Source organism: Glycocaulis abyssi, assembly GCF_041429775.1.
GTDB lineage: Bacteria > Pseudomonadota > Alphaproteobacteria > Caulobacterales > Maricaulaceae > Glycocaulis > Glycocaulis abyssi.
The window spans coordinates 1,647,071-1,668,265 of the sequence record NZ_CP163421.1 but is presented as its reverse complement, the minus strand read 5'-3'; the positions used below and the strand labels follow the sequence as shown (position 1 = coordinate 1,668,265).

General features: G+C 62.8%; 29 protein-coding genes. 14 read left to right on the top strand and 15 right to left on the bottom strand.

The genetic code is table 11. From position 1 onward, the window contains the following. Positions 1-97 precede the first annotated feature (97 nt). A complete protein-coding gene (locus AB6B38_RS08120) occupies positions 98-586 on the bottom strand; it encodes a histidine phosphatase family protein (protein ID WP_371392348.1) in 489 nt (162 codons plus the stop codon). Positions 587-704: 118 nt separating this feature from the next. Here AB6B38_RS08120 and AB6B38_RS08115 point away from each other — a divergent pair, with 118 nt between their 5' ends. The 9 genes from AB6B38_RS08115 to AB6B38_RS08075 all read left to right on the top strand — a co-directional run bounded on the left by AB6B38_RS08115 (position 705) and on the right by AB6B38_RS08075 (position 7,243). Continuing rightward, entirely contained in the window at positions 705-1,340 is a 636-nt protein-coding gene (locus AB6B38_RS08115; RefSeq protein ID WP_371392347.1) for a peroxiredoxin, read from the top strand. Positions 1,341-2,435: 1,095 nt separating this feature from the next. Further along, positions 2,436-2,702, top strand: a complete 267-nt coding sequence (locus tag AB6B38_RS08110) for a hypothetical protein (RefSeq protein ID WP_371392346.1) — start codon at positions 2,436-2,438, stop codon at positions 2,700-2,702. A gap of 7 nt (positions 2,703-2,709) precedes the next feature. Further along, positions 2,710-3,129: a hypothetical protein gene (locus AB6B38_RS08105; RefSeq protein ID WP_371392345.1), complete on the top strand. Its 420-nt coding sequence runs from the start codon at positions 2,710-2,712 to the stop codon at positions 3,127-3,129. A gap of 24 nt (positions 3,130-3,153) precedes the next feature. Further along, a complete protein-coding gene (locus AB6B38_RS08100) occupies positions 3,154-3,780 on the top strand; it encodes a hypothetical protein (RefSeq protein ID WP_371392344.1) in 627 nt (208 codons plus the stop codon). Next, on the top strand, positions 3,777-3,980 hold the full coding sequence (locus tag AB6B38_RS08095) for a helix-turn-helix transcriptional regulator (RefSeq protein WP_371392343.1): 204 nt from the start codon (positions 3,777-3,779) through the stop codon (positions 3,978-3,980). The genes AB6B38_RS08100 and AB6B38_RS08095 overlap by 4 nt, the downstream gene beginning before the upstream one ends. Before the next feature lie 79 nt (positions 3,981-4,059). Beyond that, a complete protein-coding gene (locus AB6B38_RS08090; protein ID WP_371392342.1) occupies positions 4,060-5,655 on the top strand; it encodes a lysine--tRNA ligase in 1,596 nt (531 codons plus the stop codon). 85 nt (positions 5,656-5,740) lie between these two features. Continuing rightward, positions 5,741-6,496 (top strand): hypothetical protein, encoded by a 756-nt coding sequence (locus AB6B38_RS08085; RefSeq protein WP_371392341.1) that lies wholly within the window; start codon positions 5,741-5,743, stop codon positions 6,494-6,496. Positions 6,497-6,597: 101 nt separating this feature from the next. Then, a complete protein-coding gene (locus AB6B38_RS08080; RefSeq protein ID WP_371392340.1) occupies positions 6,598-7,020 on the top strand; it encodes a hypothetical protein in 423 nt (140 codons plus the stop codon). 4 nt (positions 7,021-7,024) lie between these two features. Further along, on the top strand, positions 7,025-7,243 hold the full coding sequence (locus tag AB6B38_RS08075) for a helix-turn-helix transcriptional regulator (protein WP_371392339.1): 219 nt from the start codon (positions 7,025-7,027) through the stop codon (positions 7,241-7,243). A gap of 168 nt (positions 7,244-7,411) precedes the next feature. Here AB6B38_RS08075 and AB6B38_RS08070 read toward each other — a convergent pair whose 3' ends face one another. After that, positions 7,412-8,038, bottom strand: a complete 627-nt coding sequence (locus AB6B38_RS08070; protein ID WP_371392338.1) for a helix-turn-helix transcriptional regulator — start codon at positions 8,036-8,038, stop codon at positions 7,412-7,414. Between the two features lie 110 nt (positions 8,039-8,148). Here AB6B38_RS08070 and AB6B38_RS08065 point away from each other — a divergent pair, with 110 nt between their 5' ends. Together AB6B38_RS08065 and AB6B38_RS08060 are read left to right on the top strand one after the other, a co-directional pair. After that, positions 8,149-8,496 carry a DUF952 domain-containing protein gene (locus AB6B38_RS08065; protein ID WP_371392337.1) on the top strand — a complete coding sequence of 116 codons (348 nt, stop codon included), beginning with the start codon at positions 8,149-8,151 and terminating at the stop codon, positions 8,494-8,496. Continuing rightward, positions 8,496-9,533, top strand: coding sequence for a quinone-dependent dihydroorotate dehydrogenase (locus tag AB6B38_RS08060; protein WP_371392336.1), 1,038 nt, complete (start codon positions 8,496-8,498; stop codon positions 9,531-9,533). Before AB6B38_RS08065 ends, AB6B38_RS08060 begins: the two co-directional genes overlap by 1 nt. Here the strand turns inward: AB6B38_RS08060 and AB6B38_RS08055 are convergent. Then, complete coding sequence (locus AB6B38_RS08055) at positions 9,494-10,852, bottom strand: MATE family efflux transporter (protein WP_371392335.1); 1,359 nt, start codon at positions 10,850-10,852, stop codon at positions 9,494-9,496. The genes AB6B38_RS08060 and AB6B38_RS08055 overlap by 40 nt on opposite strands. A 100-nt stretch (positions 10,853-10,952) precedes the next feature. Here AB6B38_RS08055 and AB6B38_RS08050 point away from each other — a divergent pair, with 100 nt between their 5' ends. Further along, on the top strand, positions 10,953-11,963 hold the full coding sequence (locus AB6B38_RS08050; protein ID WP_371392334.1) for an NAD(P)-dependent alcohol dehydrogenase: 1,011 nt from the start codon (positions 10,953-10,955) through the stop codon (positions 11,961-11,963). A 95-nt stretch (positions 11,964-12,058) separates the two neighbouring features. Here AB6B38_RS08050 and AB6B38_RS08045 read toward each other — a convergent pair whose 3' ends face one another. From AB6B38_RS08045 to AB6B38_RS08035, 3 genes are all read right to left on the bottom strand, one after another. Then, entirely contained in the window at positions 12,059-12,400 is a 342-nt protein-coding gene (locus AB6B38_RS08045) for a UrcA family protein (RefSeq protein WP_371392333.1), read from the bottom strand. Between the two features lie 143 nt (positions 12,401-12,543). After that, entirely contained in the window at positions 12,544-12,702 is a 159-nt protein-coding gene (locus tag AB6B38_RS08040) for a DUF2256 domain-containing protein (RefSeq protein WP_371392332.1), read from the bottom strand. Further along, the gene (locus AB6B38_RS08035) at positions 12,699-13,109 is read right to left on the bottom strand and encodes a thiol-disulfide oxidoreductase DCC family protein (RefSeq protein ID WP_371392331.1); all 411 of its coding nucleotides are present in this window, start codon (positions 13,107-13,109) and stop codon (positions 12,699-12,701) included. The genes AB6B38_RS08040 and AB6B38_RS08035 overlap by 4 nt, the downstream gene beginning before the upstream one ends. Before the next feature lie 44 nt (positions 13,110-13,153). Between AB6B38_RS08035 and AB6B38_RS08030 the strand changes: the two genes are divergently transcribed. Then, positions 13,154-14,155 carry an NAD(P)/FAD-dependent oxidoreductase gene (locus AB6B38_RS08030; RefSeq protein WP_371392330.1) on the top strand — a complete coding sequence of 334 codons (1,002 nt, stop codon included), beginning with the start codon at positions 13,154-13,156 and terminating at the stop codon, positions 14,153-14,155. A 222-nt stretch (positions 14,156-14,377) separates the two neighbouring features. On the opposite strand, the gene AB6B38_RS08025 is transcribed toward AB6B38_RS08030, so the two are convergent. The 5 genes from AB6B38_RS08025 to AB6B38_RS08005 all read right to left on the bottom strand — a co-directional run bounded on the left by AB6B38_RS08025 (position 14,378) and on the right by AB6B38_RS08005 (position 17,800). Then, on the bottom strand, positions 14,378-14,785 hold the full coding sequence (locus tag AB6B38_RS08025; protein ID WP_371392329.1) for a PaaI family thioesterase: 408 nt from the start codon (positions 14,783-14,785) through the stop codon (positions 14,378-14,380). Continuing rightward, entirely contained in the window at positions 14,782-15,291 is a 510-nt protein-coding gene (locus AB6B38_RS08020; protein WP_371392327.1) for a PaaI family thioesterase, read from the bottom strand. The genes AB6B38_RS08025 and AB6B38_RS08020 overlap by 4 nt, the downstream gene beginning before the upstream one ends. Positions 15,292-15,351: 60 nt before the next feature. After that, positions 15,352-16,164, bottom strand: a complete 813-nt coding sequence (locus tag AB6B38_RS08015; RefSeq protein ID WP_371392326.1) for a PleD family two-component system response regulator — start codon at positions 16,162-16,164, stop codon at positions 15,352-15,354. Positions 16,165-16,603: 439 nt separating this feature from the next. Next, entirely contained in the window at positions 16,604-16,909 is a 306-nt protein-coding gene (locus AB6B38_RS08010) for a DUF6460 domain-containing protein (protein ID WP_371392325.1), read from the bottom strand. Positions 16,910-16,960: 51 nt separating this feature from the next. Then, on the bottom strand, positions 16,961-17,800 hold the full coding sequence (locus AB6B38_RS08005) for a mechanosensitive ion channel family protein (protein WP_371392324.1): 840 nt from the start codon (positions 17,798-17,800) through the stop codon (positions 16,961-16,963). A 266-nt stretch (positions 17,801-18,066) separates the two neighbouring features. Here AB6B38_RS08005 and AB6B38_RS08000 point away from each other — a divergent pair, with 266 nt between their 5' ends. Continuing rightward, positions 18,067-19,872: an AbgT family transporter gene (locus AB6B38_RS08000; protein ID WP_371392323.1), complete on the top strand. Its 1,806-nt coding sequence runs from the start codon at positions 18,067-18,069 to the stop codon at positions 19,870-19,872. Here the strand turns inward: AB6B38_RS08000 and AB6B38_RS07995 are convergent. From AB6B38_RS07995 to AB6B38_RS07980, 4 genes are read right to left on the bottom strand one after another with little or no spacing between them, the layout of a single operon-like run. Beyond that, positions 19,869-20,225 carry a DUF86 domain-containing protein gene (locus AB6B38_RS07995; RefSeq protein WP_371392322.1) on the bottom strand — a complete coding sequence of 119 codons (357 nt, stop codon included), beginning with the start codon at positions 20,223-20,225 and terminating at the stop codon, positions 19,869-19,871. The genes AB6B38_RS08000 and AB6B38_RS07995 overlap by 4 nt on opposite strands. After that, the gene (locus AB6B38_RS07990; protein ID WP_371392321.1) at positions 20,218-20,511 is read right to left on the bottom strand and encodes a nucleotidyltransferase family protein; all 294 of its coding nucleotides are present in this window, start codon (positions 20,509-20,511) and stop codon (positions 20,218-20,220) included. The genes AB6B38_RS07995 and AB6B38_RS07990 overlap by 8 nt, the downstream gene beginning before the upstream one ends. 40 nt (positions 20,512-20,551) lie before the next feature. Continuing rightward, positions 20,552-20,899: a DUF86 domain-containing protein gene (locus AB6B38_RS07985; RefSeq protein ID WP_371392320.1), complete on the bottom strand. Its 348-nt coding sequence runs from the start codon at positions 20,897-20,899 to the stop codon at positions 20,552-20,554. Further along, complete coding sequence (locus tag AB6B38_RS07980) at positions 20,892-21,179, bottom strand: nucleotidyltransferase family protein (protein WP_371392319.1); 288 nt, start codon at positions 21,177-21,179, stop codon at positions 20,892-20,894. Before AB6B38_RS07980 ends, AB6B38_RS07985 begins: the two co-directional genes overlap by 8 nt. Positions 21,180-21,195 lie beyond the last annotated feature (16 nt).

Genomic DNA, 21,195 nt, shown 5'->3' with positions numbered 1-21,195 from the left:
CGGTCTATGCCCGGCAATATGCCCCATAGCAGCCTGTTCCTCGCGAAACGGCCGGTATGGTTAACGCAAATTAACCCTTAGGGCGAATCGATTCCGGCTACGCCTTCGGATTGAACAGGAAGGTGCGGGTGGGCCGGGTCAGGCTGGCATCGGCCAGATCAAAGGCGATGGCGGCGCTGGTCGGCCAGCCATAGGGCACGCCCTCCATCGCTTCGGCCCGCGCCGCAAGCCCGTGGGCAAATTCGCCTATGCCGGGATTATGCCCGACCAGAACGATAGCCTTCACGCCGGCTTCCAGCGCTTCGGTCACGGCCCGCTCCAGCATTTCGCGTGAGGCATGGTAGAGCGCCATCGGGTCTTCGATCACTGCATCGGGGAAGATGGCGGCCAGCGGCTTGTAGGTCTCGCGTGTGCGCCGGGCAGGGGAGACCAGTGCGAAATCGGCCCTAAGCCCTGCATTGTGCATTTCCTGTGCGGCGCGCGCGGCATCTGCGTGACCGCGCGGCGTGAGCCCGCGTTCGAAATCGTCCTCGGCCTCCATCCGGTCGACGGCTTTGGCATGGCGCATGATGATGAGGCTGGGCATAATGGGTCCGCCAGTAATTCTGAATGAGGGGTGGAGGGGCGATGGCCTTACATCGCCCAAGCCCGCTTCCTAAGTAAAGCGCTTAACGTTCCGCCAGCAAACAATCTGGAGCATCTGCATGTCCCTTCTCCTCGGCGATACCGCCCCGGACTTCACCGCCGACACCACCGAAGGCCCTATCCGCTTCCATGACTGGATCGGCGATAAATGGGTGGTGTTCTTCTCCCACCCGGCTGATTTCACGCCCGTCTGCACCACCGAGCTCGGCTTTACCGCCAAGCTGAAAGACGAGTTTGCCAAGAGAAACGCCAAGGCCATCGCGCTGTCGGTCGATCCGCTCGACCAGCACAAGGCGTGGATCAAGGATATCGAGGAAACCCAGGGCACGGCGATGAACTTCCCGATCATCGCGGACGTGAACAAGGAGGTCTCCACCCTTTACACGATGATCCACCCGAAGGCCGATCCCAAGGTAACGGTGCGCGCCGTCTATGTGATCGACCCGAACAAGAAGATCCGCGCCACCTTCACCTATCCGCCGAGCGCAGGGCGCAATTTCACCGAAGTGCTGCGCCTGATCAACTCGTTGCAGCTCACCGATGGCTACAAGGTGGCCACGCCGGTGAACTGGACCGATGGCGATGACGTGATCGTGGTGCCAAGCCTCTCCGATGAAGACGCCGACAAGCTCTTCCCCAAGGGCTACAGGAAGATCAAGCCATACCTGCGCGTCACGCCGCAACCGAACAAGTAGGCGCACTCATTGCAGGAATGCCGGAAAGGCCGGGCTCCGAAAGGGGCCCGGTTTTTTCTTGTGGGTCGCACTTGAAGCGGCCGGAAATCGAGCTGATCATTCGTGAGTTGCGATAGTGGATTAACAGATCATGCCAGACCGACCCTTATGCCGCATAAGGCGACCCTGATGCGCCAGCTCAGCAGCAGATGAAATTGAACGGGATGCGGGCATGCGCAAGTTGTTTCGAATGAACGGTCTTGGGTAGTTACAAAATGCGAATTTTCTTGTTGCTGCTTCTAGGGTTGGTTGCAATTGCCGTTTCAGTACAAATGGCTTTAGACTTCAGAGGAATGTATCTCTATATTTTGTGTACAGCAATGGGATTCATATATGTTATTGTTCGAATGGGCAAATCACAAGCAGAATTTAAGAAAGCATCCGTTGTGTTCTTCGTATATTTTCTCGTGTATACGGTGCTCATAATTTTTTTCGTGAGGTAGTAACAATGAATTTAAGGTGGTGGAATGATTGGTATGATGTCTCGCTGATTGCTCCAGTATTTGTTATTTTTGTGCACATGATGTTTTTCGGATATTTCGAATATATATTAATTTTTGTATCATTTATTATATTGTTGTTCTGTGGCTTATCTGTTCATTTTTTAAGGCGTTATTATTTGTATAACAAAAAGAGTCGCGTCTGGTCAGAGTGACAAGGCACGCATGTAATCCGGACGTCCGCAAAGCTGATCTTCCTTGCCGCCATGTTTCTGGCGGCCTGTGATGCTCCGGAGGTCTCATGCTGCCGCATGATCCTCACAGTGGCGCCCAATATCGATGACGAGTTGCGAGAGTCGGCGTTGGAGGAAGCCGTTGCTCAGCTTCAAGGCGTTCAGGGTGTTCGAGAGCTAAATCGCGACGGGGACCAGCTGCACTTCATAGCTCCATGCCACTCATTTCACGACACAGCACCACTTATAGGTGCTTCCTACGGGGTCACCGCTCAAGCCATCGAAGGTTGATCCACCGCTCCGCAAAAAAGTTGTAAAGCACCCTTGACGTCAAGCGAGCTTGACGCTATATCGTAAAGCACGCTTTACAACGGAGGTGAATTATGACTTTCTCAAAGAAACTTCGCATCGGTCTGGTCGTGCTGGCAGGTTCGGCAACATTGCTGGCATGGACGGGTGCGGGGGCCGCGTATTTTTTGGACGCGCCGCGGGCGGTCTTTGTGGTTGCGCTGATTGCAGCGGCCCTGGCGACCGAGGCGCTTTTCTGGCTGACCATGTTCGTTCTGGGCTGGACAGCTTTTGCCAACCGCCACTGGCTGGTACGCCTGTTTACTGGCGCCCGGAAGCGTGGTGAGGCGCATCAGGCCTGAGGACACGATGTTCGATTTCATTCCCGAAGCCCACACCGCACCGCCCGCCGCCCGCCGGCGCTATATCTGGCGAACGCTTGGACTGGTGGCCGCTCTGCTGGTGGGCTTCGTGGTCTTCTACGGCGTGGGTGGAGGGCAGCCGGAACGCGCCGGATTGAACATGGCAATGGTCATATTGCTTATCGTCTTTATCGCCGCCGTCGTATTCGAGATGATCGCGCTGATACGCTCGCTCGACGAGCTTCAGCAGCGCATACATGTGCTCGCGTGGGCGATAGGTTTTGGACTTGCGGTGCATGTCGCCTTCATCTGCGGCATCGCCGCTCATCTGGGGCTGGGCGTGCGGTTTGACCCGATGCTGGTCATACTTATCGCGGTACCCGGCTACTATATTTCGCTGTTTCTCGTCGGCCGTTACTACCGCTGACCCGTCAGAACCGGAGACCGGATCATGACATCGTCCCGAAACGCCCCGGCGCGTGTACGCCACCCGATCCGGACAACGGGCACGCTGGCCATATTGCTGCTTTTACTCACCGTCGGCCTGTTTGTGGCGTTTACCTTCGCGCTCGTGGGCCGGGCTGGCGGGCCCGTGACCTTGTCTGTCACCTGTGGCGCAACCATCGTCAGCTTCCTGCTCTGGGCACGCGAGAACCGTATCGCGCAAATGGCGGCCAATGCACCAGCGGCCCCGCGCCATGAGATAAAGGCCGCCTGGCTGATCCCGCTGCAGACCGGTCTGGTGATGGCCTATGTGGCGGCTCTGATGGCCTCGATTCATTACGTTCCCGGTCTTGACGGTTTTCTGAAAGGGTTCATTCAGAGTCTACCGATCGGGCTGGTTGCCGGATGGGTGGTCGTTTGGATATTCATCATCGTCGAGAGCGATGAGATGATCCGCTTGCTGATGATAACCGCGACAGCCATATCGGCGGGTGCGGTGCTGTGCCTCGCAACATTCTGGGCGCTGGTGACACTGAACTCGGACTTGCCTGAATTCGGCGCGATATTCCTCTTCCCGGCCTTTGCCACGATTTATGGTGTCGTGGCGGGTATCCTGACCCGGCGCGTCAAATGAATAACCGGCTGAAGGAATTGCGCGGGGAGCGCGGCTGGAGTCAGGCGCATCTGGCCGAGCAGCTGGACGTGTCGCGCCAGACCGTCATCTCTCTGGAAAACGGCAAATATGACCCGTCTTTGCCGCTGGCTTTTAAAATCGCGCGCCTGTTCGGCCAGCCGATCGAGGCGATTTTTGACGATGGCCATGACGCAGGCTAGCGCCTGCCTCCATTGACGCGCCCGCCCGCTAAGTCTACCTGCCAGCCCATCCTTCAACGACAGACAGGACGCCCGCCCCATGAGTGAGTACGCCGCCCTTGCCGCCAACGCCAAAGCCTGGCCGTTCGAGCTTGCGCGGGAACTCGTCAAACGGGTGGAGAAGCGCGGCGACAATTCAAAACCGGTAGTCTTCGAGACGGGCTATGGCCCGTCCGGCCTGCCGCATATCGGCACGTTCGGCGAAGTGGTGCGCACTACCATGGTCCGCCATGCCTTCGAGGTGCTCACCGATGGAAAAATCCCGACCCGCCTGATCTGCGTCTCCGACGATATGGACGGGATGCGCAAGGTGCCGGGCAATATCCCCAACCCGGAAAAGCTCGAAGCCCATTTGCAGCGCCCGCTGACCGATGTGCCTGATCCGTTCGGCACGCATGAAAGCTTCGGCCATCACAATAATGCCCGCCTGCGCGCGTTTCTCGACGGGTTCGGCTTTGAATACGAGTTTCTCTCCGCGACCGAGCTTTACCGCTCCGGCGCATATGACCAGATGCTGCTCACGGCGCTGGAGCGCTATGACGACATCATGAAGGTGATGCTCCCTACACTCGGGGAAGAACGCCGCGCCACATACAGCCCCTTCCTGCCGCTAAGCCCGAAGACGGGCCGCGTGCTCTACGTGCCGATGAAAGCCATCGATGCGAAGGCAGGCACGATCACCTTTGATGATGAGGATGGCGAGGAGCTGACCCTGCCCGTCACCGGCGGCAATACCAAGCTGCAATGGAAGCCGGACTTTGGCGCGCGCTGGGCGGCGCTGGGTGTCGATTTCGAGATGTATGGTAAGGACCACCAGGTCAATGGCGCCATCTATTCGCGCATCTGCCGCATTATCGGCGCCGAGCCGCCGGTGCAGTTCTGCTACGAGCTCTTCCTGGATCAGGTGGGCGAGAAAATCTCCAAGACCAAGGGCAATGGCATCGCGGTGGAGGAATGGCTGCGCTATGCGCCGGCCGAAAGCCTGTCGCTCTACATGTTCCAGAAGCCGAAAACCGCCAAGCGGCTCTATTTCGACGTGATCCCCAAGGCCGTCGACGAGTACCGCCAGCATCTCACGGCCTATCAGGGGCAGGAGGCTGACAAGCGCATCGAGAACCCGGTCTGGCACATCCATTCGGGCAATCCGCCAGCCCCCGGCGCGGACATTTCCTTTGCACTGATGCTCAATCTGGTGTCGGCAGCGAACGCCTCCAGCAAGGAGACGCTGTGGGGCTTTATCGGCCGTTATGCGCCCGATGCCAGCCCGGCGAGCGAACCCTTCCTGGACCGGCTGGCGGACTACGCCCTTGCCTACTATGAGGACTTCGTGAAACCGGCCAAATCCTACCGCGCGCCGAACGCGCAGGAGCGGGCAGGGCTGGAGGGTCTCGTGGCGCGCCTTGAGGCGCTGTCACCGGATGAACGCGATGCTGAGCTAATCCAGACCGAGGTTTATTCAGCCGGCAAGGATGCAGGTTTTGAGCAGCTTCGTGACTGGTTCCAGGGGCTTTACGAAGTGCTGCTCGGCCAGTCGCAAGGCCCGCGCTTTGGCGGCTTTGCGGCGATATACGGCCTGCCGCGCACGATTGCCCTTATCCGCCGCGCACTTGCAGGCGAGGATCTGAGCCAGGGTTAGGCGCCGGGCCTTCACCTTGCCACGATACGCGCTAATCTTTCACCGTGAGGCGGTGGAGGACGACGCATTGGCGGGTTTGCGGGGCTTGGCGGGGTTGCTGTGCGCGCTGGCCTTGTCGGCTCCGGCCATGGCCGATCTGCCTGCCGCGCGCGCGGCCTATGCGGCGGGGGATTTTGCCCGCGCGGAGACCCTTGCCAGTGCAGACCCGTCCGCTGAAGGCCAGGCGTTCGCCGCCGGGGCAGCGCTCGCGCTTCTGATGGCGGATCAGACCTCTGACCGCCGCGCGGCGGCCGCCCGCCTTCTCGCCCATGCCCGCGGCGCGGTAACCGCCGATGATGCGCTGGCCGATGCCCATTTGCGCATGGCCGCAGCAATAGGGTTCGAGGGGCGCTATGTGGGCACGTTCCGGTCCTTCATGCGCCGCCTGCCCCAGCAGGGCCACAGCCATATCCAGCAGGCCATGACGCTTGATCGCGATGATCCCTGGGGTCCGGCCATGCTGGGCGCGTGGCATTTTGAAGTGGTGCGCCGGGGCGGCGGACGGGCGCTCGGCGCATCATTGACAGAGGGCATGGCTGCCTATGGCGAGGCCATCGCGCGTGCTCCCGATGATCCGGTGATCGCCTATTTCTTCGCCGTGGCGCTGCTGGCCAGTGGTGAGGCGGCCTATATGGATGCGGGCCGCGCGCAGCTTGCCCGCTCGGCTGAGCTGCCACCGCGCGAGGGTCTTGATGCTGCGCTCGATACCGCGCTTAGCACCCGCGCCCGCATGTTGCTGCGTGCGCTTGAGGATGATCCCGCCCATGCTGCCCGCCTCGCCGTTGCGGAGATGGAGCGCTAGGGCTTCGCGCCAATTTGTACGAAAAACTTGACATGCCAGCCTCGTGATCCTACACACCCATGTGTAAGGTAATTCATACCTGTTGGCGGAGTTTTTTTGACATGTCGTTTCACGAGAAAACCAATCTGGCCATGCTGGTCATCCTCGCCATCGTGTTCGGCGGATATTTTTACACTGTGGCCGGGCATCTCATCTCCGATGCGCCGCCGCCTGCGCTTGATGCGGTGTGGGGCAGCCTGTTGCGCATGGTGCTGTTGCTGGTCGCGCTGATGGTGGCGTTTCACATCACCGCGACGGTGTTTGCACCGAAGGATTCTGAACAGCCAGATGAGCGCGACCGTTCCATCGAGATCAGGGCCGAGGCGCGTTCGGGCGTCGTGCTCGGCATCGGGATTGTCTGGGCGCTGATACTGCTGTTCGCCGATATCGAGCCCTACTGGATCGCCCATGCGCTGATGTTTACGCTGGTGGCAAGCGAAATTGCCAAGAGCGTGATGCGGGCCATCGCCTACCGGGTCGGTTGACCCTATGGGCAAGGGCAAAACCCGCATCGCCAACACGATCCGCGAGCAGCGTTTTCACGCCGGCGAGATGACGCAGGCCGAGCTCGCCGACGCGGTGGGCGTCACCCGCCAGACCGTGATCGCCATGGAGCAGGGACGCTATTCGCCCTCGCTGGAGGTGGCCTTCCGCGTGGCGCGCGTCTTCGGCAAGCCGCTCGAAGAGGTGTTCTCTTACGAGGATTAGAGAGTGAGGGGCTTTTTAGTTCCGCAACGCATCCGCGTTGCGATGTTCCGCGAAAAGTCGCGGGCGCGCGTTCGCGCTCTTCGGATGGAGTTCCGCCGTCCGCAAGGCCGACCGGCCGCCGGGCACTTTTGCCCGAAACGACGCACGAATGTGCGGAGCATCACTGAGTTACTGGCTCGCCCAGACGATACGGGCCATCCACACCAGCTCGGTGACATCAAGCACGCGGGTCTCGTACTCGGTATTGAGCGAGACCAGCTCCACCGTGCGCGCCGTGGTGCGGCCGAGTTCCTTGGCCATCACCTCGCCGGAGCGCAGCTTGGCCACCACCCGGTCGCCGCGCCGGGGCTGGGCATGGGGGGCGACCACGATACGGTCACCGGGCCGATAAACCGGCAGCATGGATTCGCCGGAGATTTCCAGCGCATAGCACGCCTCGTCATCAAGGCCGGGGAAGATCACCTCCTCCCAGCCCGATCCCACCGGAAAGCCGGCATCATCGAAAAAGCCCTGATTGCCGGCCTGCGCCATGCCGATCAGCGGCACTGAGCGGCCAGCGATGGAGTCGGTGGCAAGACCGGCGAACTCGGCAAAGCTGACCTTTGCCGCGTCCAGCGCCTTGGCCAGGCTCTCGGTGGAGGGCCAGCGCGGCTTGCTGTCAGACGAGGCGACGCGCTTGGAGGGGTTGAATGTGGTCGGGTCCAGCCCCGCCATGCGGGCAAGCCCCGAAGGCGAGGTGCCAACGCGCTGGGCAAGCCGGTCAATGCCGCGCCAGACCTGGGCGTGGGTGAGCATGGCCGCGCCTCCTTTAACCATAGAAGAGGAATTTATTCCTTTGCCGGGGAAGAATGTCAACCCTTCGGCCCGCCCTTGCCGGAGCGTTCGGGGCGGTCTAGAGCGATGCCATGACCGATGATGTGATCTACCGTTTCGCCGATCCGGCCGCGCTGGGCGCGGCTGCGCTGTCGGGCAGCTATGAGGGCGAGGCCCACGACAGCGCCGACGGCTTCATCCATTGCTCGGCCCGCCATCAGCTGGAAGGCACGCTTGCAGCCCATTTTGAGGGCGTGGAGCGCGTAGCGCTGGCCGTGATCGACGCAAGGGCGCTGGGCGGCAGTCTGAAATGGGAAAAATCGCGCGGCGGCGAGCTGTTTCCGCATATTTACGGGCCCCTGCCGTTTGCCGCGATTATGTCTGTACATATTCTGCGGCGTGACGATACGGGCGGCTGGCGCATGCCGGAGGAATTGTGATGGCGCTTGCTGATCTCGCCGCGAAAAGCCTCACGCTTCTGCCGCCGGAAACCGCCCACAGAATGAGCCTGAAGGCGCTGGCAGCGGGGCTGGGACCGAAACTGCCCGCCAATGCGGATCCGGTATTACAGACCTCCATCGCAGGCATAGAGCTGGCGCACCCGGTCGGGCTGGCCGCAGGCTATGACAAGAATGGCGAAGCGCCCGACGCGCTGCTGGCGGCTGGTTTTGCGTTTGTGGAGCTGGGCGCGGTCACGCCCCGCCCTCAGGTTGGTAATCCGCAGCCGCGCCTCTTCCGCCTGCGCGAAGACCGCGCGGTCATCAACCGGATGGGCTTCAACAATGAGGGGCTGGACGCGCTCAAAACCCGCCTGGAGGCCCGCGCCGGAAAGCCGGGCGTGGTCGGCATCAATCTGGGGGCCAACAAGGATAGCGAGGACCGGGCGGGCGATTACGTGACGCTGGTCAAGGCGCTCAAAGGTCTCGCCAGCTTTTTCACCATTAATATCTCCTCACCCAACACGCCGGGCCTGCGCGACATGCAGGGCGAGGAAGCGCTGGGCGCGCTGCTCGCACGCGTCAATGATGCGCGCTGGGCCGAGCCTGTCTTCCTCAAAGTCGCGCCTGACCTCGATGCAGCAGGCATTGAATCCATCGTGCGCGTGGCGATGGCGAACCGTATTTCCGGCCTCATCGTGTCGAACACCACGCTCGCCCGGCCTGATAGCCTGAAAAGCCAACATAAAGGCGAGGCGGGCGGATTGTCCGGCGAGCCGCTCACCCATGCCTCCACCGAAGTGCTGCGTCAGGTGCGCAAAGCCGCCGGGCCGGACCTGCCGCTGATTGGTGTGGGCGGTATCAATTCGGTGGAGAGCGCCTATGCCAAGATCCGCGCAGGCGCGAGCGCGATCCAGCTTTACACCGCGCTGGTCTATGAAGGCCCGGGACTTGTGAAGCGCTTGCGCGATGGTCTCGCCGCGCGCATCAGGGCCGATGGCTATAATTCTCTCGCCGAAGCGGTGGGCGTTGACGCCTGAGCGATGATATCGCGTTTCAGCCCTGACAGGCCAAGGCTGAGCGTGCCTGCCCGCGCTAAATAATAGCCCAGAAACGCCAGCCACAGCCCCGTCCCGCCAAAGGCGGGGCGCAGGGCGAAATCCAGCGCCAGATAGATCAATAGCGCGGCGATCATCGCATTGCGCATGAGCGGGCCTCGGGTCGTTCCGATCATCAGCCCGTCAAGTTGCCAGCTGGCAAATCCCATCAGCGGCACCAGTGCGCAGAACGGCAGATAGGCCATCGCCGCCGTGCGCGTGGCGGGGTCAGTCGTGATGAGGCCGATCAGCGCTTCGCCCGCCAGCAGCAGCATCAGGCTTGCCAGCACGGCAAAGCCCGCGGCCTGTTCGGTTGTCAGGCGCAGCGCGCGTTTAAGCCCCTTCCAGTCGCCTTTTCCTGCGGCCTTGCCGGTCACGGTCTCGGTCACATGGGCGAAGGCATCGAGGAAATAGGCGATGATGGAGATGAACTGGAGCAGCACCGCATTGCCAGCCATGACCTCGGTGCCTTCGCGCAGGCTCGCCTCGTTGAACCAGGCAAAACCCGCCAGCAGGGCGAGCGTGCGCAGGAAGATGTCGCGGTTGACGCCCAGCAGGCGGCGGACGGCAGCGGGCGCAAGAATGAGCGCAAGCGGGACGGCTGCCGCGATCCGGCTGCGCAGTATCCACGCCACGATGGCGATGCCGGGCAGCAGATGCAGCCACAGCGCCAGCGTGCTCGCCCAGGCGACACCGGCCACGCCCCAGCCGAACCCGGCCACAAAGAGGATGGAAAGCCCGGCATTGATGACGTTCAGCGCCGCCTGCAGGGCGAGCGCCATGCCGGTACGCCCCAGCCCGATCAGCCAGCCATAAAGCGCAAATCCGGCCAGCGCCGCAGGCGCGCTCCAGATGCGTGCATCGAAATAGGTCCGGCCTGCTGCCTCCACGCCGCTTTCAGTGGAAAACAGGGTGAAGGCCAGCTCGCGCAAGGGCCACTGGGCCGCCAGCAATACGCACCCTATGGCCAGCCCGGTAATGATGCCGCGCCAGAGGCTGGCGCGTACTTCCGCCTCATCGCCGCGCCCGTCTGCCTGCGCGGTCAGGCCGGTCATGCCCATGCGCAAAAAGCCGAACGCCCAGAAGATGAAGTTGAAGATCAGCGCGCCCAGTGCCACGGCGGCGATCTCTGCCGTTGTGCCGGTGCGGCCGATGACGGCAATGTCCACCAGCCCCACCAGCGGCGTTGCGATATTCGCCGCCATGATCGGCACGGCAAGGGCCAGGACTTTACGGCGGGTGAGGGGCGGCGCAGCTGTCATCACCGCCGCATAAATCCAATTGCCGCCCCTCGCAAACGATGTGTGTTCACATTAGCTTGCGACGTGTGACTGCCCTATGCCCCAGACAAGGACCCCAGCCATGATCCGTGCCTATGCCGCGAGCGAACGCGCCGGAGCGTTCAAACAGATCAGCTTCGATCCCGGCCCTCTGGGCGATGATGAGGTGGAGGTGAAGGTGGAGGCGTGCGGGCTCTGCCATTCCGACCTTTCCCTGCTGGATGAGGAATGGGGTGAGACACAGTTTCCGCTGGTGCCGGGCCATGAAGTGGTCGGCACAGTGGCGGTGGTGGGCCGCTCGGTGACGCATCTCAAACCCGGCGACCGGGTGGGTGCGGGCTGGATGTCCCGCTCCTGCCTCACCTGTCACAACTGCATGAGCGGGGATCATAATCTCTGCAAGGACTCCGAAGGCATCGCGCTTGGCCGCCATGGCGGGTTTGCCGAGGCTGTGCGCCTGCAGGCGGCCTGGGCGGTGAAGCTGCCAGAGGGGCTGGATGCGCGCAGCGCCGGTCCGCTCTTTTGCGGCGGCATCACCGTGTTTGCGCCCATTCTCGAATTTGGTGTGAAGCCGACCGACCGCGTGGGCGTGATCGGGATTGGCGGGCTGGGCCATCTCGCCGTCCAGTTCCTCAAAGCCTGGGGCTGTGAGGTGACGGCGTTTACCTCTACAGGATCCAAGGCGGAGGAAGCGCGTGCGCTCGGCGCGCACCGGGTCGTCGACAGCCGTTCAAAAGACGCGCTTAGAGCCGAGGCGGGGCGTCACGACTTTATCCTGTCCACGGTGGCTGTCCCGCTGGACTGGAACCGCTATATCGCCGCGCTCGCACCCAAGGGGCGCTTGCATACGGTGGGGGTCATTTCAGAGCCTATTCCGGTACCGGCCTTTGCCCTGATTGGCGGTCAGAAATCAGTCTCCGGTTCTCCGGTCGGTAGTCCGGCCGTAATGGCGAAAATGCTGGAATTCTGCGCCCGGCATTCAATCGCGCCCTATGTCGAATATATGCCGATGAGCCAGATTGACGAGGCATTCCAGCGCCTTCGCGAAGGCAAGCCGCGCTACCGCATCGTGCTGGAAAACGACTTTGCGTGACGAAAAATGGCCCCCGCACCGCAAGGGCGCGAGGGCCAGTGACTGCCTCGGCAAAGGGGAAACAGAGCCGGGCAAACAGGGCGTGCAGCTGGCCGCTAGCGGCTGCTGCGGGCGGAGGTCAGCTGCGCTGTGTGAGCGGATGCCGGCGCGCTGGCCGCGCGGTATCCCCTGGCATCCAGCTCGGCATAGGCATCCTGCAGCGCGTTTTCCCGGCAGCGTGCCTCATGGGTATGGCGGGCAAGGCCATGGAGGCCGGGCTGGCGGCAGACCTGGCGCGCGGCCAGTTCAAGTCTTTCCTCAACTGCCTGGCGTCCCTCGGCGGAACGCAGTTCGGAGGTATCAAAGCTGACGGAGCGGACGGGCGGTTCGGCGGCGAAAGACGGCGCAGAAACGCTAATCGCCACGATGGCGGCGAGCATGAGGGGGAGGGCTTTCATGGGGCGTGTTTCCTTGTTTCCTGAGTGTGCTATCGACCATGCGGGGCAGGTGCCGGGATCTGACGTCCCGGTCGTGCCAGCCACGCAAGGCACACTCTGGAGCGGGAAAGATTGCGCCTCGATGGCGCGCGCGTGAACTTGATTTAAGGCGCTGCGTTCTGCCGTGCTTTCTTCGCCTCGCCCGAACAGCGTTTCGAGCAATAGCGCACCTCCTGCCAGACGCGTTCCCACTTCTTCCGCCAGGCAAAGGGCCGACCACAGGCCGCGCACTTCTTCTCTGGCAGATCGCCCTTGCGCCTCATCGCGCCAGCCGCCGCCAGAGCCGTTGCAAGTGTGGCCGGACCGGCAGGAAGAGCCGGTAGGCAAGCTCCAGAACCCAGACAAGCGGCGGCACGGCCGCGATCCGGCCCAGCCAGCGCCAGCCTGGCGTGACTTTCCAGAGTTCGGCGAATGCACGCGCGCCGCTCACCAGCTGCCCGTCGGCGCAGCGCACATGGAAGCGGGCCATCGCCGCTTCGCGGCTCAGAGCGGCTGGCAGGTTATCCGGCAATGCGTGGACATCGTGAAACGCGGCGCCTGTACCCTGTTGCCGGTAAAAGCTGATTTCCGCGCGGCACATCGGGCAGCTGCCATCGAAAAACACCTCACACGCACCATTATCAGGTTCGTTTGCAGTGTGTTGATCTTGTGTTTGCGTTTTGTGGTCCATTTGAAGTCTTATCTAGGCCGACGCCGGGGGGCAGGGAAGAAGACATGGCAAAACGCCGCATAGCCATTATCGGGGCCGGACTGGCCGGCGCAGCCTGCGCACACGCCCTGAAGGCAGCCGGCCACACCTGCCAGCTTTTCGACAAGGGACGCGGGCCCGGCGGGCGGCTGTCTACGCGGCGGGTGGAGACGCCGCTGGGTGAAGCAGGCTTTGACCATGGCGCACAATTCATCACTGCACGCGGCGAGGGGTTCTCAGCCCTCATGCAGGACGCGCGTGATGCGGGCGCTGCTGCCGTATGGGATGCGCGGCTGGTCTCCATCGACCGGGCCGGCAATGTGGAGCCGCTGCGCAAGGAAGACCGCTGGATCGGTGTGCCGGGCATGAATGCGCTGGTAAAGCACGCGCTGGGCGGGTTTGACGTGCAATTTGCAGCAAGAGTGGTGCGGCTGACCGGCAGCCCCGGCGCCTGGATGCTCGTGCTGGAAGATGGCCGCCGGGAAGGCCCGTTCGATGCGGTCGCGATCACCATTCCGCCCGAACAGATGGCCGATCTGCTGGCGCGCACGGACGGCGATTTTTCGGCGCAGATCGCGGAAGGAAACAATGCCGTGATCGGGCCGTGTCAGGCCGTGATGGCGGTGCTGGATGCGCCTTTCGATCCGGGATTTGACGGCGCAAAGCTCTATGGCGGCGCGCTTGCGTGGATGGCGCGCATGGGGTCACGTCCGGGCCGGACGGGGCCGGAGGCGTGGATACTGCACGCAACAACCGGCTGGTCGCGGGCCAATCTGGAAGCCAGCCCCGACGCGGTGGTGCGCAATCTTCTCGAAGAGGCGCATATCCGCTTCGGTTTCCCGGCGCACCCGGCCTGGAGCGCGGCCCATCGCTGGCGCTACGCGCTGAGCGAAAAGGCGCCCGGCACACCCTTTGCCCTTGATGAGACCGGAACGGTTGGCTGCGCGGGCGACTGGCGGCTCGGCGGACGGGCAGAGCTGGCATGGGATAGCGGCGCGGCTCTGGGACAGGCGCTGGCTAAAACCTAGCCACCCATGGTGTCTCCCCCCGCTTGCGGGGGGAGTGCCGCGAAGCGGCGAGGGGGGAGTCCAGAAAAACATCCCCCCTCCGGTCCTTCGGACCACCTCCCCCGTAAACGGGGGAGGACATCCCATCTTTTCCTGATGCTCCGCACATCCGTGCGTCGCGAAGCTAAAAGAGGCATGGATCCCCCGGATCGTTTCGCGGTCGGAGGATGACAGAGGATGGAGCTAGCCTTCACCCTCTGGCTTGATCAGGAAATGGCCGTGCAGGGCGGCGACGGGCGCAGCCCGGCGGTCCTGCCAGGCTTCCACGCGCACATTGGCCACGCGCGCACCCTGCCGGGTGATGATGCCTCTGGCATACACGTCCTGAGGCCGTGCCGGGCGCAGATAGTCCACCGATACATCGATAGGCTTGGGTTGGGCGGCGAGCCGCGTGCCGGCCAGCAGGGCGGCAGAGGCGGTGATCTCCATGAAGGCGCCAATGGCGCCGCCATGCAAAGCCGGGATCAGCGGATTGCCGACCAGTGTTTCCGTGTAGGGCAGGATGGCGGTGAGCTCGTCGCCATGACCGTCGAAACGCACGCGCATCATCTGTACGTAGGGGCTGGAGAGGAGCGGCTCTAGCGGGCTCATTCTTCTTCCACCTTGCTGATCGGTGTAGCCGACTGGCCAAAGGCACGCCTTGCCTTCGCGGCCGCTTCCTGACTGACCCGGCTGACCATGAAGGCGGCGGCAGCGGTCGCAACCGGATCGGTTTCATCCCCGTCATGGGCGATGGCGCTGACAAAGGCGAAAAGCCCCGACGCGCGCACGCAGCGGGCAACGGCAACAACATCGCGGCCGGGTTCTGCCGGGCGCATATAGTCAAGGCGCAGATCGAGCGTGGCGGTCGCATCCTTGCCGCCAAGGCCGGCAAACGCCGCCAGTCCGCAGGCATGGTCCAGCAACGCCGTCACCACGCCGCCGTGCAGCACGCGGGTATCAGGATCGCCGATCAGATCATCGCGGTAAGGCGCGCGCATTTCGGCCATGCCCGGCTCGATGCGCTCCAGCCTGAAGCCAAGCGCCACCGCATGGGGCGAACCATCCACCAATAGCGGGGCGAGGGTGTCCAGAAGGGTCTGTAAATCGTCAGCCATCAGCTGTCGTTTAATGGGCAGCGCATGATTAGGCCAGAGGGGCGGTCAGGGGGGGCGATGTCAGGCGGCCAGCCTGCGGGCAGTGATTTCTTCAAGGCCGTTCACGAGCTCGTTGCGGTGAGCGTCGGGCGCGTGCTCAAACTCCTGCAGGCGGCGCAGAGCCGAGCGGTGCAGGGTGATGACTTCAGTCTCGCGCGGGCCGACATCGCGCACCGTTTCCAGATACTGGCGCAGGGACCGGCCGACCCGTGCCGCGATCATGTCGCCCTGACGCATCATGGCTTCTGCCATCGCGTCGGCCTGCGCCAGAGCAGCTTCCAGCGGCGTGGCAAGGCCCGATTCAACGTCCACACCGCGCTTCCAGGCGATGCGGCCATCCTGGTTTGGGCGTATGCGGCGGTCCGGTCCGGCAAAGCTCTCGGTTTCCACATAGGGGCGCGGGCGGGCGACAGTTTCATCCAGCCGGGCAAACAGGGAGGCAGGGGCTACGGGGCGCAGAAGGAAGGCATTGACGCCGGCATCGCGCGCACGCTCGACTTCGCGCATCTGCCCGCTATTGCCCAGCGCGATCACGGGCGCGCGGCGCACCGGAAGGTTCTTGCGGCGAAGCGCACGCGTCAGTGATGGCCCAGCGGACGCGGCCTGCGACCAGTCAGTGATGATGATCGGGCGGGCATAGGTCACGGCAGCCGACAGCCCGTCATCCTTGGACGCGAATGTGTGGACGTGATCGGCACCGGCATGACGCAGCACGTCCGCGATCAGACGGCGCAGGAAGTTGGAAGAATCCACGATAAGGATGGGCCGGTTCTGCCATCTGGCGGAAACGGGCACGCGCACAGGCGTGCTGGTCTCGATATCGTCCAGTTTCATGCTGTCCCCGCCGGCGCAACGCTTCCCTTGAAAAGGCAAGCTAGCAGCAGGCGCGGGAGTTTTCGCGCGCAAACCGGTGACAGGGTTAATGGCCGGTAAGTTCGCCGAGGGCCTGTACTCACAAAGGGTTTGGAGCGTGATATGCGCGAAAATGGTTCACTATCAGGAGCAGGCCCGATGGAAGGGTTTCCCCCTTTCGAGGGACTGCGACGCCATAGTGGGCGATTTTCGCCATACCCTTTCGGGGCGCGGCGGATTTCACCCCTGACGGCGTCGAGCCGCCCTTGTGGAGGGATGCTCCACGGCGGTCGTCTCTCCTTGTCAGGCACCAAATCCGCTACGCCCCGGCAAGCGGCTGCAAGCCGCTTGCCTCACTTAGCAAAGAGTCGGAGCGAACCAAAGTTCGCTCCGGGGCCCGAAACCTTTATGAGTACAGGCCCTAGGACCGGCGGCCAGCGGCGGAGATGATGCGCCAGACGATCCATAGCGGGATCACCAGAACCGCGCCCAGCAGGAAGTAGCGCACCGACCAGCCAAGCGACTCGGTGATGATCAGGAAGAAGCGGTCCCAGGCCCGCGCAATCGTGCCGAAGAAATCCACCCACAGCTCGGCCGGGTCGATATTGAACAGCGCCAGTACCACGCCCGCGAGCACACACAGCAGGAACAGCACGAGTATGTCGCGCAGGCGCACCGCGATGACGCGTTGCACGAAGGACTTGCGGGGTGTGGGTGTATCGCTCATGGCGCCGAGATTAACGCAAAGATTGCGGCACGTGTGAGGCGAAAATCGCCTCTACCCCTCTTTCTTGATATGCACCTGATGCGGATAGGGAATTTCGATGCCCTCGGCGTCGAACGCCAGCTTCATCAGCCGGGTTTTCTCCCAGAAATAGGGCCAGTAATCGGCGCTATTGACCCATGCCCTGGCGGTATAGTCGATGGAAGACGCTCCGTGGGCGGCCACTTCCACCACGACTTCCGGCATGGGCAGGACGCGCTCATCATCTTCCAGCACACGCCGGATCGTGCTGCGCACCTTTTCGATGTCGCTGTCATAGGATGCGCTGAAGGTGAAATCGACACGGCGCGTCGAGTAGCCGGAGAAATTGATGATGACCCGGCCCCAGGACTGGGCATTGGGAACAATCACCTGGCGGTTATCGGGCGTGTTGAGCTCGGTATAGAACAGGGTGATGTCGCGCACCGTGCCTGCCGCGCCGCCAATATCCACGAAATCGCCGATCTTGTAGGGGCGGAAGAAGACGATCATCACCCCGGCGGCGACGTTGGAAAGCGTACCCTGGAGGGCGAGGCCCACCGCGAGCGTCATGGCGCCGAGCGCCGCCACCAGAGAAGTGGTCTCCACGCCAAACCGGGTCAGCACGGCGATGATGACCACCGCAATGATGAGATAACGCACCATGGAGGCGAAGAAGACGGCCAGCGTCGTGTCGATCTTGGGGTGGTCCACCGCCCATTTGCGAACCCGGCGTGAGACGAAGCCGGCCATGTAAAGGCCGACGATCAGAATGAGGGCGGCCAGCGCGATGTTGGAGAGGACCGCAACGCCCAGCGTCGCGAGGTATTCCAGCATGGTGTTGATCTGACCGTCTATCTCGCCGCCAAATTCCATGAGCGGATGTCCTTTTCCCAATGATTTCAGAACGTGCCGGGCCTCTAGCATGGAATGGCGGGAAGGTCGAATTGCCGGTTTGAGCGGGCCGCGCAATACCGCGCCATGCTGTCTGAACCCTTCCCTGAACGGAAAAAGCGGGGTTCCCTAAAAGCCTCGTGAATGCTTAACCTTGGGCCTTCGGGAGCGGCATGATCTGCTCTGTATGGAAAAATGGCCGGGCCGCCCGTTTCGGGACGATCCGCGCGCCAGGGGGGAATTGCAATATGGCAAAGGTCGACGCGCCCGCAGTGGAGGAGCACCAGAAAGGTATTCTCGGCTGGATCGAGAAAACCGGCAACAAGCTGCCTGATCCGGTCATCATCTTTGCGTATCTGATCGGCATTCTGATCGTTGTCTCGGTGATCACCGATCTGCTGGGCGTGTCGGTTGAGCACCCGGTCCGGGTCGCGGAGGATGGCTCGCCGGTTATCGAACCGGCCCGCATGCTGTTCCGCTCCGAACTGATCGAGCACTTGCTGGTGCGCATGCCGACCATTTTCACCTCCTTCCATCCGCTCGGCTATGTGCTGGTGGTGATGCTGGGCGCGGGTGTCGCCGAGCGCGCGGGCCTCTTTGGTACGGCCATGCGCGCAGCCGTGCGCAACGCGCCGCGCTTCCTGCTGACGCCAGCTGTCGCGCTGGTTGCCATGCTGGCAAACCTCGCCGCAGACGCGGCCTATGTCGTGCTGATCCCGCTGGCAGCGGTGATCTACGCTGCGGCCGGACGCCACCCGATCGCGGGCATCGCGGCCGCCTTTGCCGGTGTGTCAGGCGGCTTCTCGGCCAATTTATTCCCCGGCCAGCTTGATGCCCTGCTGTTCGGCATTACCGAGGCAGCCGTGGGCAGCCTTGTGGCTGACTGGGTGATGAATATCGCCGGTAACTGGTACTTCATCGCCGCCATGACGGTCGTCTACCTGCCCGTCATCTGGTTTGTGACCGACGCGATCATCGAAAAGCGCCTCGGCCCATGGACGGGCGGCGCGGTTGCGGGCAGCGATTCTGCTGACGACGATGCAGACGCCCCGCTGACCGCTGGTCAGAAGAAGGGCCTTGCCCATGCGGGCCTCGCCGTCCTGGCGGTGATGTTCATCTGGGTGTTCCTGACCATCGATCTGGTGGCACTGGTGAGTTTCGGTGCGCTTTCGGTCTGGGGCGGTAACCCGCCCCTGTTCAACCCTGATCCCGCGCTGGAAGTGACCCAGCAGCTGGTGCCCTTCTTCACCTCGCTGGTGGCGGGCTTCCTCGTGCTCTTCCTCGCGGCCGGTATCGCCTACGGCATGGCAGCGGGTACCATCAAGAACCACCGCGACACGGTGGAGATGATGGCCGGTGGCATGAAGGATATGGGCTATTATCTCGTGCTGGCCTTCGCGGCGGCCTATTTCGTGGAGATGTTCAATCTCTCCAATCTGGGGATCATCTCGGCGGTCAATGGCGCGAACGCAATCCAGCAATCGGGCCTGCCTCTGCCTATCGTGCTGGGCCTGCCCTACACGCTGGTTCGCCATGAGCGCGATGCGCAGACGCGCCTTGCACCGCCCGAACTCCTGAAAGTTCACCCGATGGGCAAGGCGCCCCTGCTGGAGCATGAAGGGCAGGTCATCGCGGAAACGGGCGCGATTGCGCAGTACGTTCTCGCCGTGTTCGACACTGAGCACCGCCTGCACCCCAAGCCCGGACGCCCGGAATTTGCCCGCTATCTCGAATGGATGCATGCAGCCGAAGGCTCGCCCTTCCTGCCGGGTCTCATTCTGGTGTTCACCCGCGCTACGGGGCTGCAGGACTCGCTACTTGCTGGCTGGATGACGGGCGAGCGCGACAAGGCGATTGCCACCATTGAGGACCATCTTGTCCGCCATACCTGGTTTGCCGGGGACATGTTCACGGCGGCGGACTGCCTGATGGGCTTCCAGCTTGATGGCATGGAGAAATCCGGTCTTCTGGATAACGCGCCCGCCGCCAAAGACTGGCTGAAACGCGCCCACGCCCGCGAAGCCTATAAGCGCATGATCGAGCAGGGCGTTTAGGGGTATTCGGCGAGCAGCGCCTGAAGCTCCCGCTCAAGCGGTTCCAGCCGCGTGTTGACCAGATTCCAGAGTAGCACCGGGTCAACACGGCCATAGTGGTGAGCAAGGATGTGGCGTGTCCCGACGATCTGCGCCCATGGGATATCGGGAGCCTGCGCTCTGATCTCGTCGGGAACATGCCGCGCAGCCTCTCCAATAACCTCCACACAGCGCGTCACGGCGTGAATGGTTTTCAGGTCTGCGCAGAACGTGTCGCGGTCCATCTCCTTTACATGAAAACGGGCATAGTCAGCGTGCTCGATCATGTCGGCAACCAGGACCCTCCAGTCCCGCGCCTTGTCTCGCTCAGGCATCGACCAGGCTGTCCTGAATGCGGTGTGCGATACGCGGTGACAGGGCGCGCGGTGTCGTCAGGTCGACCGGGCGGCCAAGCCGCTTCTCCAGCTCAAGGCGAATGCCGGAGAAACTGAAGAGGTCCGGCGCACCGTCTTCCGCAAACTCCACCAGCAGGTCCACATCGCTGTCAGGGCCGGCCTCGTCGCGGGCATGGGAGCCGAAAACGCGCACGCGGATGATGCCGTGGTCCTCAAACCATGGTTTCAACTCCCGCAGGCGGGCCAGAAGCTCATCGCGTTTCATGGCGCCATTGTCCCACCGACAGGCCAAGGCGGCAAGACAATCAGGGGCTTTCGGCGAGCCCGCTTGAGCGGATAGCCGTTTCCAGCTCTGGAAGGTCCTCGCTGGCGGTCCGCCAGACGGCCTCCATATCGATTCCGAAATAGCCGTGGACAATGCGGTTCCGCATTCCCCGGATGTCCGGCCAGGGCAGGTCCGGCAGGGCTGAAAGCGTCTCTGGCGAGAGCTTGCCTGCGGCTTCTCCGATGGTTTGCAGCATATGCAGCAGGGCGCGCTGGGCGAACGGATCCGCAGCGAACGCTTCATAGTCCATGGATTGGGTGAGCTGACGGGCCAGCGCTGCCTCGTCGAGAATGTCGGCGAGCCAGTCGTGATCGCCCCGTTCAGGCATCAACGGCCTCTGCCGCGGCGTGGGCGCGCGCGCGCGGCTTCAGGCCACGCTCGGTGGCAAGGTCCACCGGGCACCCCAGCTTTTCGCCAAGAGAGCGCTCAAGGCCGATCATGCCTAGCAGGCTGGGTGTTTGAGCAAACTCCACCAGCAGGTCCACATCGCTGTCAGGGCCGGCCTCGTCGCGGGCATGGGAGCCGAAAACGCGCACGCGGATGATGCCGTGGTCCTCAAACCATGGTTTCAACGCCCGCAGGCGGGCCAGAAGCTCATCGCGTTTCATGGCGCCATTGTCTCAC